Below are 13,171 nucleotides of genomic sequence, written 5' to 3' on the forward strand. Positions count from 1 at the left end.
CGGGGATCGGCAAGAAGTTCGTCGGCTACGCGGAAAGCATGCCGTCCGACGGCTACACCGGCTGCGAAACGACCCGGAAATGACACACCGCCGGTGTACGGGCTCCGTCCTCCCCCGACGGGTCCCGTGCACCGGCGGTGCGCCCCCAGTTCCCCCCGCTCACCCTCCCCGGTGAGCGTCGGAAAGCCGTTCGCCGAAGTCCGCTTCGCGCAGCACGGCGTCGAGCCGCGCTCCGCCGAAGTGCGTCACCGGGCGTCCTCCTCGTTTCCGGTCGCGCAGGTCGGTGGCCAGTGCGATACCCAGCAGCAGAACCAGTGCCGTACCAGCGATGAGCCAGCCCATCGGACACCTCCTCCGGCGACGTGAGGGAGGATTTGTGTCCTCGCTCACGTCGCCAAAGGTAACTCCGGAAAAGCCGGGATGAACCCGGACTTGAGGTTCATTTAAGGCAGCGGAACACCAATGGGCTATTTGCGTGGCGCTCCCGCGACATAAATGTCACCGTCGGCCACGGAGACGTCACGCGCACTGGACGCGCCGGTCGCGAGAATGCGGGCGGGGTCCCGGAAACCGGCGATCACTTCGACGCGCTGGACCGGTTTCGCCGTGGTGATCAAGGTTTCCGGCTTCCAGACGCGCCCGTTGCCGAGCAGGAACGTCTCGATGCCGGGCTTCCCGTCGCGCGTTCCGTAAACGCGCCAAGTGCCGCTGTCGACTTGTTCGATCTCGCGCAAGCGGAGTCCGCTCGCGACTTCGCGCACTTCCCAGTTCCGGCCGTTCCACGCGCCCGCGAAATCGCGCGGCGAACCCGCCGCGTCGAACTGGAACCAGGTGACGAACGGTTTGCCGTCGCGCCGCGTGCCGGTCTGCAGGATGTAGTCGGGCGACTTGAGCCCGCCGGGGAGTTCGAGCGGGGTGTCGGCGACCTTGAGGTACCGCTCCTGCTCGATGTCGTCGACCTGCGTGCCGAGGTCGCGGCCGGACGCGGAGTGGAAACGCAGGGTGCGGACGTCGAACGACAAGAAGTAGACGTTCCGGTGGTAGACGTCGTGCTTGTGCTGCTCCGGGCCGCCGCCCGCGAGGGTGTAGACGAACTGGATCCGTCCGGACGACGGCAGGTAGCGCAGCTGTCCGACGTAGATCTCGTCCATGTGGTCGGCCCGGCCCAGCGAGCCGAACGCCCACTGCTTCCCGGTCAGCTGCACGGAGTTCTTCCACGTCTTCCCGTGGTCGCGGGAGACGATGTACTTCATCGGGCGGAAGTCGGTGTTCGTCTTCGGATCGAGCTCGCCGGTCGTCTCGCGATAGAACAGGAACAGCGTGCTGTCGACGGTCTTGACCGGCATCGGGTAGCTCGCCGAGTCGCCCTCGGGGACCTCGGTGTCGGTCCAGGTGCCGTCGAGGGAATGGGCCAGCGGCGCGCGGCTGATCACGGTCCGCGTGTTGTGCATGCCGCGGAAGATCAGCAGGTGGCCGTCGCCCGCCAGCAGCATCGTCGGGTAGTTGTGCGGATCGGACTCGCCGTCGGCGATCTTCTTCGGCGCGGTCCAGGCGCCGGTCCGGTGGTCGTAGGCCTGCACGTAGGTGTCCGCGGCCTTGCCGGACCACGAGATGAAGGTCTTGCGCGCGACCGGGTCGAAGACGCCGCCCGCGGTGGGCCGCCGATCGGTGCGGGACGCGACCGCGCTCGCCGGGGTCATCACCTCGAACGCGGCCTTGTCCGGCGGTTCGGCGGCCGCCTGGGGAACGGGGATCACGAGACCTGCCATGACGAGCGCGCAAAGAAGTCCGCGCATGAAGACGCCTCCTGGTGCTTCGCAGGCGGCGGATCTTGATCGTCTCACGGGAGAACGCGGCGGAACCAGGGGCTCAACGGGCTAGCGGTGACGAATCGTTGTCTCGACGTCTTCCTCATTTCACTTGTTCGGGGGAGTATTCCTCGACCGATCTTGCGAAGAGGGGACTCAGCGTGACCACATCCAGACGGGCCTTGGCGGCGGCGGTCGCCTCCGGGCTGGTCGTGAGCGGTACTGCCATCGCAGCCGCTCCGGCCGCGCTCGCCGCGCCCAGCGCCGACGCCGTGATCGCCGAGGTCTACGGCGGTGGCGGCAATTCGGGCGCCACGGTGACCAACGACTTCGTCGAACTCGCCAACCGCGGCTCGGCCGCCGTGAGCCTCGACGGCTTCAGCGTCCAGTACGCGCCCGCGTCGGGGAACAGCTGGCAGGTCACGCCGCTGGCCGGCGGTGTCGCGCCGGGCGCGCGGTACCTCATCGCGCAGGCGAAGGGCGCGGGCGGCACCGTCGCGCTCCCGACGCCGGACGCCACCGGCTCGCTGGCGCTGTCCGCGACCGCCGGCACCATCGCGCTGGTCCAGGGCACCGCGGCGCTGACCTGCAAGACCGCCGCCGACTGCGCGGCCGACCCCCGGATCAAGGACCTGGTCGGCTTCGGCGGCGCGACCATCCGCGAGGGAAGCGCGGCGCCCGCGCCGTCGAACACCGCGTCCGTCGCCAGGGGGGCGACGCTCGCGGACACCGACGACAACGCCGCCGACTTCACCTCGGGCGCGCCCACGCCGACCAACGGCAAGGGCGAGACGCCGGGTGAGACCGGCCCGCCGGCCGTGAACGCCAAGATCCACGACATCCAGGGCACCACCCGGATCTCGCCGTTCAAGGACCGGAAGGTCGCCGGGGTCACCGGCGTCGTGACCGCGATCCGGAGCTTCGGCTCGGCCCGCGGGTTCTGGATCACCGACACCGCGCCCGACGCCGACCCGCGCACCAGCGAGGGCCTGTTCGTCTTCACCGGCTCGACCACGCCCGCCGTGGCCGTCGGCGACGCGGTGACCGCCACCGGCACCGTCCGCGAGTTCTACCCGGACGCGCCGGCTTCCTCGCCGTACCAGTCGCTCACCGAGCTGACGAGTGCACAGTGGACGGTCGATTCGACCGGGAACGCCCTGCCCGCGCCGACCGTCGTCACGCCGGACTCGGTCCCGGACACCCTCGCCCCCGCGCCGGGCGGCAGCATCGAACCGCTGCCGCTGGAGCCCGCGAAGTACTCGCTGGACTTCTGGGAGTCGCACGAAAGCGAGATGGTCAGCGTCTCCGACGCGCGCGTCGTCGGCCCGACGTCGGCGTACAACGAGCTCTACGTGACCACCAAGCCGAAGCAGAACCCGAGCGCCCGCGGCGGCGCGGTGTACCTCGACTACGACCGGCTCAACACCGGCGTGCTCAAGGTGGCCTCGCTGATCCCGTTCGCCGAGCAGCCGTTCCCGAAGGTCAACACGGGCGACGTCCTCACCGGCGAGACCTCCGGTCCGGTCGAGTACAGCAACTTCGGCGGCTACACGCTGTTCGCGACGAAGCTGGGCGCCGCCAAGGACAACGGGCTGCGGCGCGAGAGCACCCGCGCGCAGCGCGGCGGTGAGCTGTCCGTGGCCACCTACAACGTCGAGAACCTGTCCGCTTTGGACGGTGACGAGAAGTTCGGCGAGCTGGCGAAGGCCATCGCCACCAACCTGGCGAAGCCGGACATCCTGAACCTCGAAGAGATCCAGGACAACAACGGGCCGACCAACGACGGCACCGTCGCGGCGGACCAGACGCTGCGGAAGTTCGTCGACGCGATCGTCGCCGCCGGCGGCCCGCGCTACGAGTGGCGTCAGATCGACCCGGAGAACGGCAAGGACGGCGGCCAGCCGGGCGGCAACATCCGCGTCGGTTTCCTGTTCAACCCGGCCCGGGTGTCCTTTGTGGACCGTAAGGGCGGCGACGCGACCACCCCGGTCGACGTCGTCAAGGAACGCGGCAAGACCCACCTGACGGTTTCGCCCGGCCGCGTCGACCCGCTGAACGAGGCGTGGGAGGCCAGCCGCAAGCCGCTGGTCGGCGAGTTCGTCTTCCAGGGCCGTACCGTGTTCGTCGTCGCGAACCACTTCAACTCCAAGGGCGGCGACCAGCCGACCCACGGCCGCAACCAGCCGCCGGTCCGGAGTTCGGAGGTGCAGCGGGCCAAGCAGGCGACCGTGCTCCGCGGTTTCGTCGACAAGCTGCTCGCGTCGGACAAGAACGCGAACGTCGTCGTGGCCGGTGACCTGAACGACTACCCGTTCTCGCCCGCCGTGAAGACGCTGACCGCCGGTGGCGCGCTGAAGGACCTCATCGCGTCGCTGCCCGAGAACGAGCGGTACAGCTACGTCTTCGAGGGTCAGTCGCAGGTGCTGGACCACATCCTGGCGTCGAAGGCGCCGCGCGGGGTCGACTACGACGTCGTCCACCTGAACGCGGAGTTCGCGAAGCAGGCCAGTGACCACGACCCGCAGGTGCTGCGGTTCCGGCCGAGCGCGGGCAACGTCGTCCAGGACGCGTTCTACGACCTGGCGGACTACCTGGAGAAGGTGCTCGGCCCTTACCTGCCGAAGCCGTAAACGCTGCTATGAACGGTCCGTTCCTCGCGAAATTCGCAAGGAACGGATCGTTCATAGCACGGGTGGCGGGGCAGTCAGGAGCGTTTCGCCCGCCAGCCCAGGGAAAGGACGGCCTGCACGAGTTCCTGGTAGCTCGGCTTGACCTCTTCCAGGTACTTCTCCAGGTACCCGGCCCGCGCGGTCGGCACCGGCGCCGGTTCTTCGTCCTCCGGCAGCCAGGTGAGGCCTTCGACGTTGTGCTGGGCCATCTTCCACCACCGGGAAGCCCGGTCGACGGCGCGCTGCTCGCGCTCGGCGGCGTCCGCGACGGCCTGATGCGCCTCGGCGAGCCGGGCCTCCAGCTCGTCCGCGCGGGCGACCTCCCAGCTCCGCAGGTTCTCCGCCGAGGCGCGGGCGAGGCCGACGATCTCCTTGTACCGCATGGCCGCGGTGATGCCGTCATCCATCGAGAAGCCCTTCCGGACGCTGGAACGGGATGATCACCTCAGGGGCACCGTGGGTGGTGCGGTCGAAGAACAGCGCCCGCCCCGGCCGCGGCGACCAGTGCACGACCTGTCCGGCGGCGAACGGCGACAGTTCGTTGCCCTGGACGTCCAGCGCCGCCCAGCTCCCGATGTCGTCGGTGCCGGCGAAACCGAGCGTGTCCTTCAGCCGCGCGATGCTGCGCCACCAGCCGATGATGTGGACGCCGTGCGTCGGGCCCTGCTTCAGCAGCACCCGCAGCTGATCCAAACCGCTCTTGAGCTGTCCCGGCGCCTTGGCCTCCAAAGCCGGGATCGACGCGTCGACGCCGTACAACAGGAGCACATGCGGTTTGTCCAAAGAGGACAGGTTCTCCGCGATATCGATTACCCGGGCGGGCAGATCTTCGACCAATTCCGCGTCGTGCTCCTCCTGGCGCAGGCGCTCGGCCAGATCCTCCACCGCCGGGACCGACGCCTCGATGGGGCACGACAGCACGAATTCCACGGCCCCTTCAGCGTGCTGCTTCGCCAGGGACCTCGCGGCCGAGTCCATGATGGACAGTGCCTCCGCGGTGGCCGCGCCGAGCACGGCGATGTTCCGCCCCGGCGCCTTCGGCAGGTCGACCCCGCAGGCGCGCTCGTCGACGTCGATGGACTGGCCGAGCATCGCGCGCGGCTTGCTCGTCAGCTTCAGATCGGTGAACGCCGGGAACTGTTCCAGCACCGGGGAATGCGCGCCGTCGAACAGCCGTGGCCGCTTGAACGACTCCGAGTACCGCTCCCACAGCCGGTGCTGCAGCTTGGTGAAGACGTCCTTGCTGCTCGCGTCCGGGACGTGGGCCAGCTGGTTCCCGTGCGCCACCCCGGAATCGTGGTTGATCACCGCGTGCCACTTCGGCGCCGACACGGCCGCGTTGTTGGTCTCGGACAGCACGCGCCGCGCCTTCGGCATCGCGATCCGCAGCGTGCACTGCTCGAACACGGCAGGCTTGCCCCAGAACGCCTCGATCCCGGCGACGTCCTGGCTCGCCAGCACCAGGTGGATGCCCTGCGACCGGCCTCGCCGCGCGATGTCCTCCAGCAGCTGGGTCGCCGTCGACGTGACTCCGTCGCGGCCGGCGAACAGGTACTGGAACTCGTCGATCACCGCGACGATCCGCGGCCAGTGCCCGCCGGGGTCCTGTTCGCGCAGGTCCGCGAGGTTGGTGACCTCGTGCAGTTTCGCCGCGGCGGACCGGCGGCGCAGCTCGTCGGCGAGGTACCGCAGCAGCGCCAGGCCGAACTCGCGGTCGGTGTTGACGTTGACCCCGATGAGCTTGGCGTGCGGCAGCCAGCTGGAGTCCCGTCGTCCCGGCGCGAGCCCGGCGAACGACACGCCTTCTTTGAAGTCCAGCAGGTACAGCGCGAGCTCGTCCGGCGAGTACCGCGCCGCGAAGCTGCCGAGCAGCGAGTACAGGAAGTTCGTCTTCCCCGAACCGCTCGGCCCGCCGATGAGCACGTGCGGGCTGGCGTCGCCGATGACGACCTCCACCGCCTCGCCCTCGAAGAACCCGACCGGCGCCCGCAGTTCGCGCGCGGAGCTCTCCTTGCCGAGTTCTGTGGGCAGGAGGTCGGCGAACGCGCGGGGACCGCCCTGTTTGGCGATCAGCGCCTCGGCGATCCGCCCGGCGGCCCGGATGACCTGTCCGGACGGCATCGGCGGATCGAGGTCGACGATCAGGTCGGGCCCGGTCATGCTGCTGACCGCGCGCCGGTCGTCGTGCAGGCTCAGTGATTCGACCGACGTCGACAGCATGGTCGGCACGTCGATCAGGATCAGGCAGATCCCGGCCGCCAGCGCGCCCGTGGCGACGCGTTTCAGCTCGCGGGCACGTTCCGGTTCGAGGGTCTCGCCGTTGCCGTAGAGCACCGCGACGCGGAACGGCTCGCCGCGCTGGCCGGTCGCCTGCCGGATCTCCCGCAGCGACGTGTGCCCCGCCTGCATGCCGGTCGCGTGGATGCGGCGGATGTGCCCGGCCAGTTCGTCGAGGAGGTCTTCGAGCCGCCCCGGGTCGTACAGGGTGAGCGCGCTCGTGCGGCTCAGCGGGTAGAGGTCGGGCAGGATCGCGGTCAGCTGCCCGACGTCCCACAGGTGCACGCGGACCGCGCCGGGTTCGAACGTGCTCAGGATCCGCATCAGCAGGTTCTGCACGATGCCGTCCACCGCGGCCCGGGTCCTGGGCGCCGACTGGATGGACAGATGCGACTCGTCGAGCAGCGGTGTCGCGACGTCGAACGTGCGCGGGACGTCCTGGCCCGGCACGGTCGCCGAGCCGATGCGCCACAGCCCCGGCGCGGTGATGCCGGGATTGGCGCCGACCCGGCCGAGCCAGTTTCCCGGCTGCTGACTCGCGGGCCCGGGAGCGTTGTGCGCGACGAGCTCGCGCAAGCTGTTCGGGCCGGCTTCCCACTCCGAGTAGAACTGGCCGCGGATGCTGCCGAGCTGGCGGAACACCTCGTTCGCGGCGGGATGCCGCGACCATTCGGCGTACTGGTCCGAGGTGGAGTTGTTCATTCCCACGCGGACTATGTGCTGCTCGAGCTCCAGTTTGGCCAGGTCCGCCTCGGCGGCTTGGCGGGCGCCGGCGGCGGCGCCGAGGACCAGCCCGATCTGATGCCGGACCCGCTCCAGCGCCGTGGCGACGCGATTGCGCTGTTCACTCGCTTTGCTGCCCATACCGGCTCGCCGATCTCAGTGTCCGATGGTGAACCCGCGGCCGCGATCGACGTCGGCAGGACGCGACCTGGTCATCCGCGTCACCGACGCGGACAGGCCGTCCTGCCACCGCGATAGCGGGGCCTTCGGCAGAGCGGGTTCATACTTTTGTGGCCATTTTTCCCAGTACATGGCAGCTCCGCCCGCAGTCTCAGAGGCGTGATCGGTAGCCGCTGACCAGGTCGTCAGCGGTGGAAAGGCGCGTCAGGAGGTTTTCCATTCCCTCGTCGGCCTGCGCCAGCTGCGGCGGTACCCAGGGAACGGCTTGGGCCTGCGGTTCCACCATGGCGCGCCGGGACTCCTCAAGCAGGCTTCTGGCCCGCTCGGCGTGGGCGCGTCCGTCGGCGAGCCCGGTCTGGACGGCCGTCAGCAGCTGGTGCAGTTCTTCGAGGTACATGCTCAGAGTCGGGTCGAGTACGACTCGGCCGACGAAATGCCTGCCTGGATGGTGCTCTGCATCCCGGTGATGCCCTGCAGGGCTTCGGCGAGAAGCCCGTGTGCCTGGCTCACCTCGTGCTGGGTGCTGCCTTGCGTGGCCTGTGACAGGGAAAGCTGGGCTTCTTCGAGAGACTGCGCTGCCTGCTGAAGAGCGGCGATACTCGCGGATGCCTTCTCGTTCGCGAGCGCGATACCAGCGCGGATCTCTTCGACTCCGGCCATTTTGGCGGACTCCTTGGGACGTCGGGGGCTGGAACGACCACACCTAAACTTAGCGTGATCATCTGACTCTGTTAAGTGAAGGTCCTGCGAAGTAATCAACAAGGCCCCGGACGTCGGAACGTCCGGGGCCTTGCCGAGGGCGGAGGATACAGGATTCGAACCTGCGAGGGCGTGAACCCAACACGCTTTCCAAGCGTGCGCCTTAGGCCGCTCGGCCAATCCTCCGTGGGGAACTTTACCGGATGCCCGTCAGCCCCTTCGAAGGCGGGTCTGACCTGGCTTTCCGGCAGGTGGGCCTCATGCGGGCGCCGGCGCGAGAACGTCGGCGACGACGCAGGTGATGTTGTCCGGTCCGCCGCCCTCGTTGGCCAGATCGATCAGCCTCGGGACGGTCTCGGCGGGATCTTGGAAGGCGCCCAGGACGTCCTTGATAACGGTTTCGGCAACCGTTGCCGTTAACCCGTCCGAGCACAGGAGAAGACGGTCCCCGGGGGCCGCGTCGAAGGTCCAGATGTCCGCTTCGCCGCTTCCGGTGCTCAGAAGCGCCTTCATCAGCAGGGAGCCGCGAGGGTGTCCTTCGACCTCCGACGGGTCGATGCGCCCGTCGTCCGCGAGGGCCTGCGCGAGGGTGTGGTCGCGGGTGAAGCGCTGAAGCGTCCCGGCGCGCAGGATGTACCCCTTCGAGTCGCCGATGTGGACGGCGGTGAAGTGCCCGCCGTCGAACAGCAGGGCGGTCAGGGTGGTGCCCATGCCCCGCGTCTCGGGCCGCTCCTCGGCGGTCGCGGCCAGCCGGTCGTCGATGGCACGGAGGCCGCCGGTGAGCACCTCGAACAGGTCGACGTCGGCGAGGTCGAAACCGCTGAGATCCGAGTCGAGCCGGGACAGGACGCCCACCGCCTCGGCGCTGGCGACCTCGCCGTGCGGCTGGCCGCCGATGCCGTCGGCGACCGCCAGCATCCTCCCGCTGGCGTAGACCGAGTCCTGGTTGACCTGGCGGCGCTGCCCGACGTCCGAGCCGGCGGCGTACCGAAGGGTGTGCCTCATGGGCCCCAGTAAAGCAGTTGTGTACTGAGTTCACAAACATAGGGCTGGAATGGTCAGCTGTCGGTTACGATGCGCCGATGGAGGAGCAAGCCACCGTCAGCGCGGCGGACATCGCGCGGATCGCCGGCGTCGGCCGCGCCGCCGTGAGCAACTGGCGTCGACGGTACGGAGATTTTCCGCCGCCCGTCGGCGGAACGGCGTCGAGCCCCCTCTTTTCCCTGGTCGCCGTCGAAAACTGGCTGCGCGAGCGTGGGAAACCCTTCGAAATCTCGCTCGGTGACCGGGTCTGGCAGCGGCTGCGGAACCTCGGCGACGACCTGGAGCTGGGCGACCGGGTCGGCCGGGTGGGCGCCTTCCTGGCCCGGCGGAGCGTCGGGGAGTGGGCTTTCTCGTCCCGCTACGACGACGCCGAGCTGCTCGAACTGCTGGACCGCTTCGCCGAGGAGCGAGGCGCGCGCGAGGCCTTCGAGTTCCTGTGCGAGCGCTATGTCGAGGCGCATTCCCGTCAGCTGTCCGTCACCGCGGAACCGGTGGCCGCGCTGATGTCCCGGCTCATCGGTCCCGGACCCGGCGTCGTCCTCGATCCCGCGTGCGGGCTCGGGACGCTGCTCCTCGCCTCCGGCGGCACCCGGCTGCTCGGCCAGGCCGACGATCCGGCGACCTCGTGCATCGCCGCGCACCGGCTGCTGCTCGCCGGGGCGGACATGGAGATGTACGGCGCGGACGCGCTTTCGGCGGACTCCTACGAAGGACTGCTCGCCGACGCCGTCGTCTGCGATCCGCCGTTCAACGAACGGGAATGGGGGCACGACGAACTCGTCGGCGACCCGCGCTGGGTGTACGGCCAGCCGCCGCGCGGCGAACCGGAACTGGCGTGGGTGCAGCACTGTCTCGCGCACGTGAAACCCGGCGGGCTGGTCGCGATCCGCATGCCGCCCGCCGCCGCCGGCCGCCGGACCGGACGTCGGATCCGCGGGAATCTGTTGCGGGCCGGGGCTTTGCGCGCGGTGGTGACGGTCGCCGGCGCGGATCTCTGGCTGCTCCGGCGGCCGGAACCCGGGGAGCGGCCGCCGTCCCGGCTGCTCCTGCTGGCCGATCCGTCCACTGTGGAGGACCAGTGGCGGGACCATCTGCGCGGCGCCGAAGTGCCGGGCGCGGTCCGGATCATCGACCTGCTCGACGAGGAGATCGACCTTTCCCCCGCCCGGTATCAGGCGCGGGACGAGCACGCGGGCGAGGCCTTTCGCGAAGTCCGGCGGGTTTTCGAGGCCATCCGGCCGGAACTGCCGTCGCTGGCGGTGTCCGACGGGAAGCCGTCGTTCACCACGATCGGCGAGCTGCTGAAGTCCGGCGTCCTCACCGTGCCGGAAACGGTGGAAGCGGGAGACGTCCTCGCGTCGCCCGCCGTGCCCGCGTATGTCCACAGTGGAGAGACGGTCACCGTGGAGCCGCCGATGTCGAAGTACCGCACCGATCCCGGACGGCTGGACGCCGCGTTCCTGGCGGGGTGCCTGCGCGCGGCCGGGCAGCTGGCCCCGTCGTCGTCGACCAGGATCGACCTCAGGCGCACCCGGATCCCGCGGCTGCCGATCGAAGCGCAGCGCGCCCACGGTGCGGCGTTCACCCGCCTCGCCGCCTTCGAGGACGCCCTCCGCGAGGCGGCGGAATCGGGCCTGGAGCTGGTGAGACTAGGCTTGGCGGGACTCACTCAAGGACAGCTCGAGCCGGAGAACTAGTGCTTATCGCCGACCGCTACGAACTCGACGAGCTGCCACTCGGCCGGGGTGGGATGGGTGCGGTCTACGCGGGCCACGACCGGCATCTCGGGCGCCGCGTGGCGGTCAAGTTCCTCGGGCTTCCCGGCGGCCCGGACGCCGAACTCGAACAGCGCTTCATCCGCGAGGCGCGGATCCTCGCCACCCTGGAACACGCGGGCGCGCCGACGTTGTACGACTTCGGCACCTACGACGAGCGGTTGTACCAGGTCATGCAGTTCATCGAAGGCGTGACCGTCGCCGATCTCGCCGCCGAACACGGGCCGCTGCCGGTGCCGTGGGCGGCCGCGATCGCCGCGCAGGCCTGCGCGGTGCTGTCCGCCGCGCACGCGCTGTCCATCTGCCACCGCGATCTCAAGCCCACCAACCTGATGCTCTGTCCCGACGGCAGCGTGAAGGTGCTCGACTTCGGGCTCGCGATGCTGCGCGAGACCGACGTCGCCCAGTTCACCCGCGCCGGGCAGATCCTGGGCACTCCCGCGTACATGGCGCCCGAGCAGATCCAGCGCGGGATCGCCGGGCCGCGCAGCGATCTGTACGCGCTCGGCTGTGTCCTGCACGAGATGCTGACCGGTAGGCAGCTGTTCACCGGCCCGACGGCGTACGCGGTGTTCGAGAAGCAGGTCAAGGACAGCCCCGCCGAGGTGGACGGTGTCCCGGATGGACTGAACGCGCTGCTCGCGGACCTGCTGGAAAAGGATCCCGAACGACGTCCCCGCGACGCGGACGAACTGTTCGGACGGCTGGCCGTGTTCGCGCGGGAGCTGCCGCCGCTACCCGGATATCTGGACGAAGGCGCCAATCCGGGCAGGATGTACGCGCGGGTCGTCGGCCGCGTGCCCTGAGACGTGATCGTGACCTTCCGATCAACAACCCGGGAGCCCTGACCTCCGTCTTTACCCATGTCAGACGGACCACGGACAATTCGGGGGTAAGGGTTGTGAAGAAGTTCCTGGTGGGGGTGACCGCACTGGCCACGGCGCTGGTGCTGACCGCGTGTTCCGGCAACTCGGGCGGCGGCACGCCCGGCGGCGGCGCCGTCGCGCAGGGCGACCCGGCCGGCGGGACCACGACCACTTCGGCCTCGGTGCCGACGACGTCGTCCGCCGCGCCGGCCACGTCGTCGTCTCAGACGCCGAGCAGCAGCACCACGCCGAAGCCGACGTCTTCGAAGCCCAAGCCGACGCCGAAGCCCACCCCGAAACCCGAGGTCAAGCCCGCCGCGAACGTCGCCGACGTACCGTGCAAGGCCGCGCTGGCCTCGCCGGGCGTGAGCGCCTGCGTGGACCTCTCCGCGCTGAAGACATGGCTGCTGCAGGACGGCAAGGTCATCTACGGCCCGGTCAAGCAGCTGCCCGGCAAGAAGGGCCACGCGACGCCGACCGGGGTCTTCCACGTGTCGAACAAGGTCAAGAACTACCACTCGAAGGCCTTCGACGCGCCGATGCCGAACTCGGTGTTCTTCCTGCCGGGGATCGCGTTCCACACCGGCAGCCTCTCGGTGTACTCGCACGGCTGCATCCACCTGTCGGCGGCGGCTTCGCAGAAGTACTTCACGACCCTGCAGAGCGGTGACGTGGTGCAGGTCGTGGCTTGATCGTTCCCCTGCGTGACGATCATCGCGGTTCGATTGCCTCGGGATGAACGAAAGCCTCGGGCGGCAAGGACCGCCCTCTTCCCGGCGACGTGCTGAGCACACGCCGGAAAGAGGGAACCGCCGATGACCAGAAGCCGGGCGAGATCCTCAAGAAGTACCTCGCGCTGGGCGGGCACCGGAAGTTCGGTCCACCCGCGACCGACGAGACCGCCACCGCGGACGGCGTCGGCCGGTTCAACCACTTCAGCAAGAACGCGTCCATCTACTACACGGTGCGGACCGAGGCGCACGCGATCTGGGGCCGCGTCCGCGTCCGCCGGGAGGCGCTCGGCTGGGACCGACGAGTTCTCCGCCACCGGCGGACGGCGGAACGACTTCCAGGGCGGGTCCGTGTTCTGGAACGCCTCCACCGGGGCGGTGACCGATCGCCGCTGGTGA

The 13,171-nt window shown here is 69.5% G+C and carries 11 protein-coding genes, 1 tRNA gene and 1 pseudogene; 5 read left to right on the forward strand and 8 right to left on the reverse strand.

The features are described 5' to 3' along the window. Nucleotides 1-159 precede the first annotated feature (159 nt). Both AB0N89_RS35020 and AB0N89_RS35025 read right to left on the reverse strand, forming a co-directional pair. Nucleotides 160-342 (reverse strand): hypothetical protein, encoded by a 183-nt coding sequence (locus AB0N89_RS35020; protein WP_364213971.1) that lies wholly within the window; start codon nt 340-342, stop codon nt 160-162. Between the two features lie 125 nt (nt 343-467). Then, on the reverse strand, nt 468-1,796 hold the full coding sequence (locus AB0N89_RS35025) for a BNR-4 repeat-containing protein (RefSeq protein ID WP_364213974.1): 1,329 nt from the start codon (nt 1,794-1,796) through the stop codon (nt 468-470). A 173-nt stretch (nt 1,797-1,969) separates the two neighbouring features. Here AB0N89_RS35025 and AB0N89_RS35030 point away from each other — a divergent pair, with 173 nt between their 5' ends. After that, nucleotides 1,970-4,438, forward strand: a complete 2,469-nt coding sequence (locus tag AB0N89_RS35030; protein WP_364213977.1) for an endonuclease/exonuclease/phosphatase family protein — start codon at nt 1,970-1,972, stop codon at nt 4,436-4,438. A gap of 74 nt (nt 4,439-4,512) precedes the next feature. Here AB0N89_RS35030 and AB0N89_RS35035 read toward each other — a convergent pair whose 3' ends face one another. The 6 genes from AB0N89_RS35035 to AB0N89_RS35060 all read right to left on the reverse strand — a co-directional run bounded on the left by AB0N89_RS35035 (nt 4,513) and on the right by AB0N89_RS35060 (nt 9,361). Next, nucleotides 4,513-4,884: a hypothetical protein gene (locus AB0N89_RS35035; protein WP_364213980.1), complete on the reverse strand. Its 372-nt coding sequence runs from the start codon at nt 4,882-4,884 to the stop codon at nt 4,513-4,515. Continuing rightward, nucleotides 4,877-7,618, reverse strand: a complete 2,742-nt coding sequence (locus AB0N89_RS35040; RefSeq protein ID WP_364213983.1) for an FtsK/SpoIIIE domain-containing protein — start codon at nt 7,616-7,618, stop codon at nt 4,877-4,879. Before AB0N89_RS35040 ends, AB0N89_RS35035 begins: the two co-directional genes overlap by 8 nt. A gap of 190 nt (nt 7,619-7,808) precedes the next feature. Beyond that, nucleotides 7,809-8,054 carry a hypothetical protein gene (locus tag AB0N89_RS35045; protein ID WP_364213986.1) on the reverse strand — a complete coding sequence of 82 codons (246 nt, stop codon included), beginning with the start codon at nt 8,052-8,054 and terminating at the stop codon, nt 7,809-7,811. Nucleotides 8,055-8,056: 2 nt separating this feature from the next. Further along, nucleotides 8,057-8,317: a hypothetical protein gene (locus AB0N89_RS35050; RefSeq protein WP_005167132.1), complete on the reverse strand. Its 261-nt coding sequence runs from the start codon at nt 8,315-8,317 to the stop codon at nt 8,057-8,059. Nucleotides 8,318-8,457: 140 nt separating this feature from the next. After that, nucleotides 8,458-8,542 (reverse strand) — tRNA-Ser (locus tag AB0N89_RS35055). A 72-nt stretch (nt 8,543-8,614) separates the two neighbouring features. Then, nucleotides 8,615-9,361, reverse strand: coding sequence for a protein phosphatase 2C domain-containing protein (locus tag AB0N89_RS35060; RefSeq protein ID WP_364213989.1), 747 nt, complete (start codon nt 9,359-9,361; stop codon nt 8,615-8,617). 77 nt (nt 9,362-9,438) lie between these two features. Between AB0N89_RS35060 and AB0N89_RS35065 the strand changes: the two genes are divergently transcribed. From AB0N89_RS35065 to AB0N89_RS35080, 4 genes and pseudogenes are all read left to right on the forward strand, one after another. Beyond that, complete coding sequence (locus AB0N89_RS35065; RefSeq protein ID WP_364213992.1) at nt 9,439-11,097, forward strand: N-6 DNA methylase; 1,659 nt, start codon at nt 9,439-9,441, stop codon at nt 11,095-11,097. Then, nucleotides 11,097-11,981 carry a serine/threonine-protein kinase gene (locus AB0N89_RS35070; protein ID WP_364213995.1) on the forward strand — a complete coding sequence of 295 codons (885 nt, stop codon included), beginning with the start codon at nt 11,097-11,099 and terminating at the stop codon, nt 11,979-11,981. The genes AB0N89_RS35065 and AB0N89_RS35070 overlap by 1 nt, the downstream gene beginning before the upstream one ends. Nucleotides 11,982-12,076: 95 nt before the next feature. Next, nucleotides 12,077-12,733, forward strand: a complete 657-nt coding sequence (locus AB0N89_RS35075; RefSeq protein ID WP_364213998.1) for a L,D-transpeptidase — start codon at nt 12,077-12,079, stop codon at nt 12,731-12,733. 137 nt (nt 12,734-12,870) lie between these two features. Continuing rightward, nucleotides 12,871-13,171 (forward strand): annotated as a pseudogene (locus AB0N89_RS35080) (sugar dehydrogenase); the annotation flags it as partial.

This window comes from Amycolatopsis sp. NPDC089917 (assembly GCF_040684635.1).
GTDB lineage: Bacteria > Actinomycetota > Actinomycetes > Mycobacteriales > Pseudonocardiaceae > Amycolatopsis.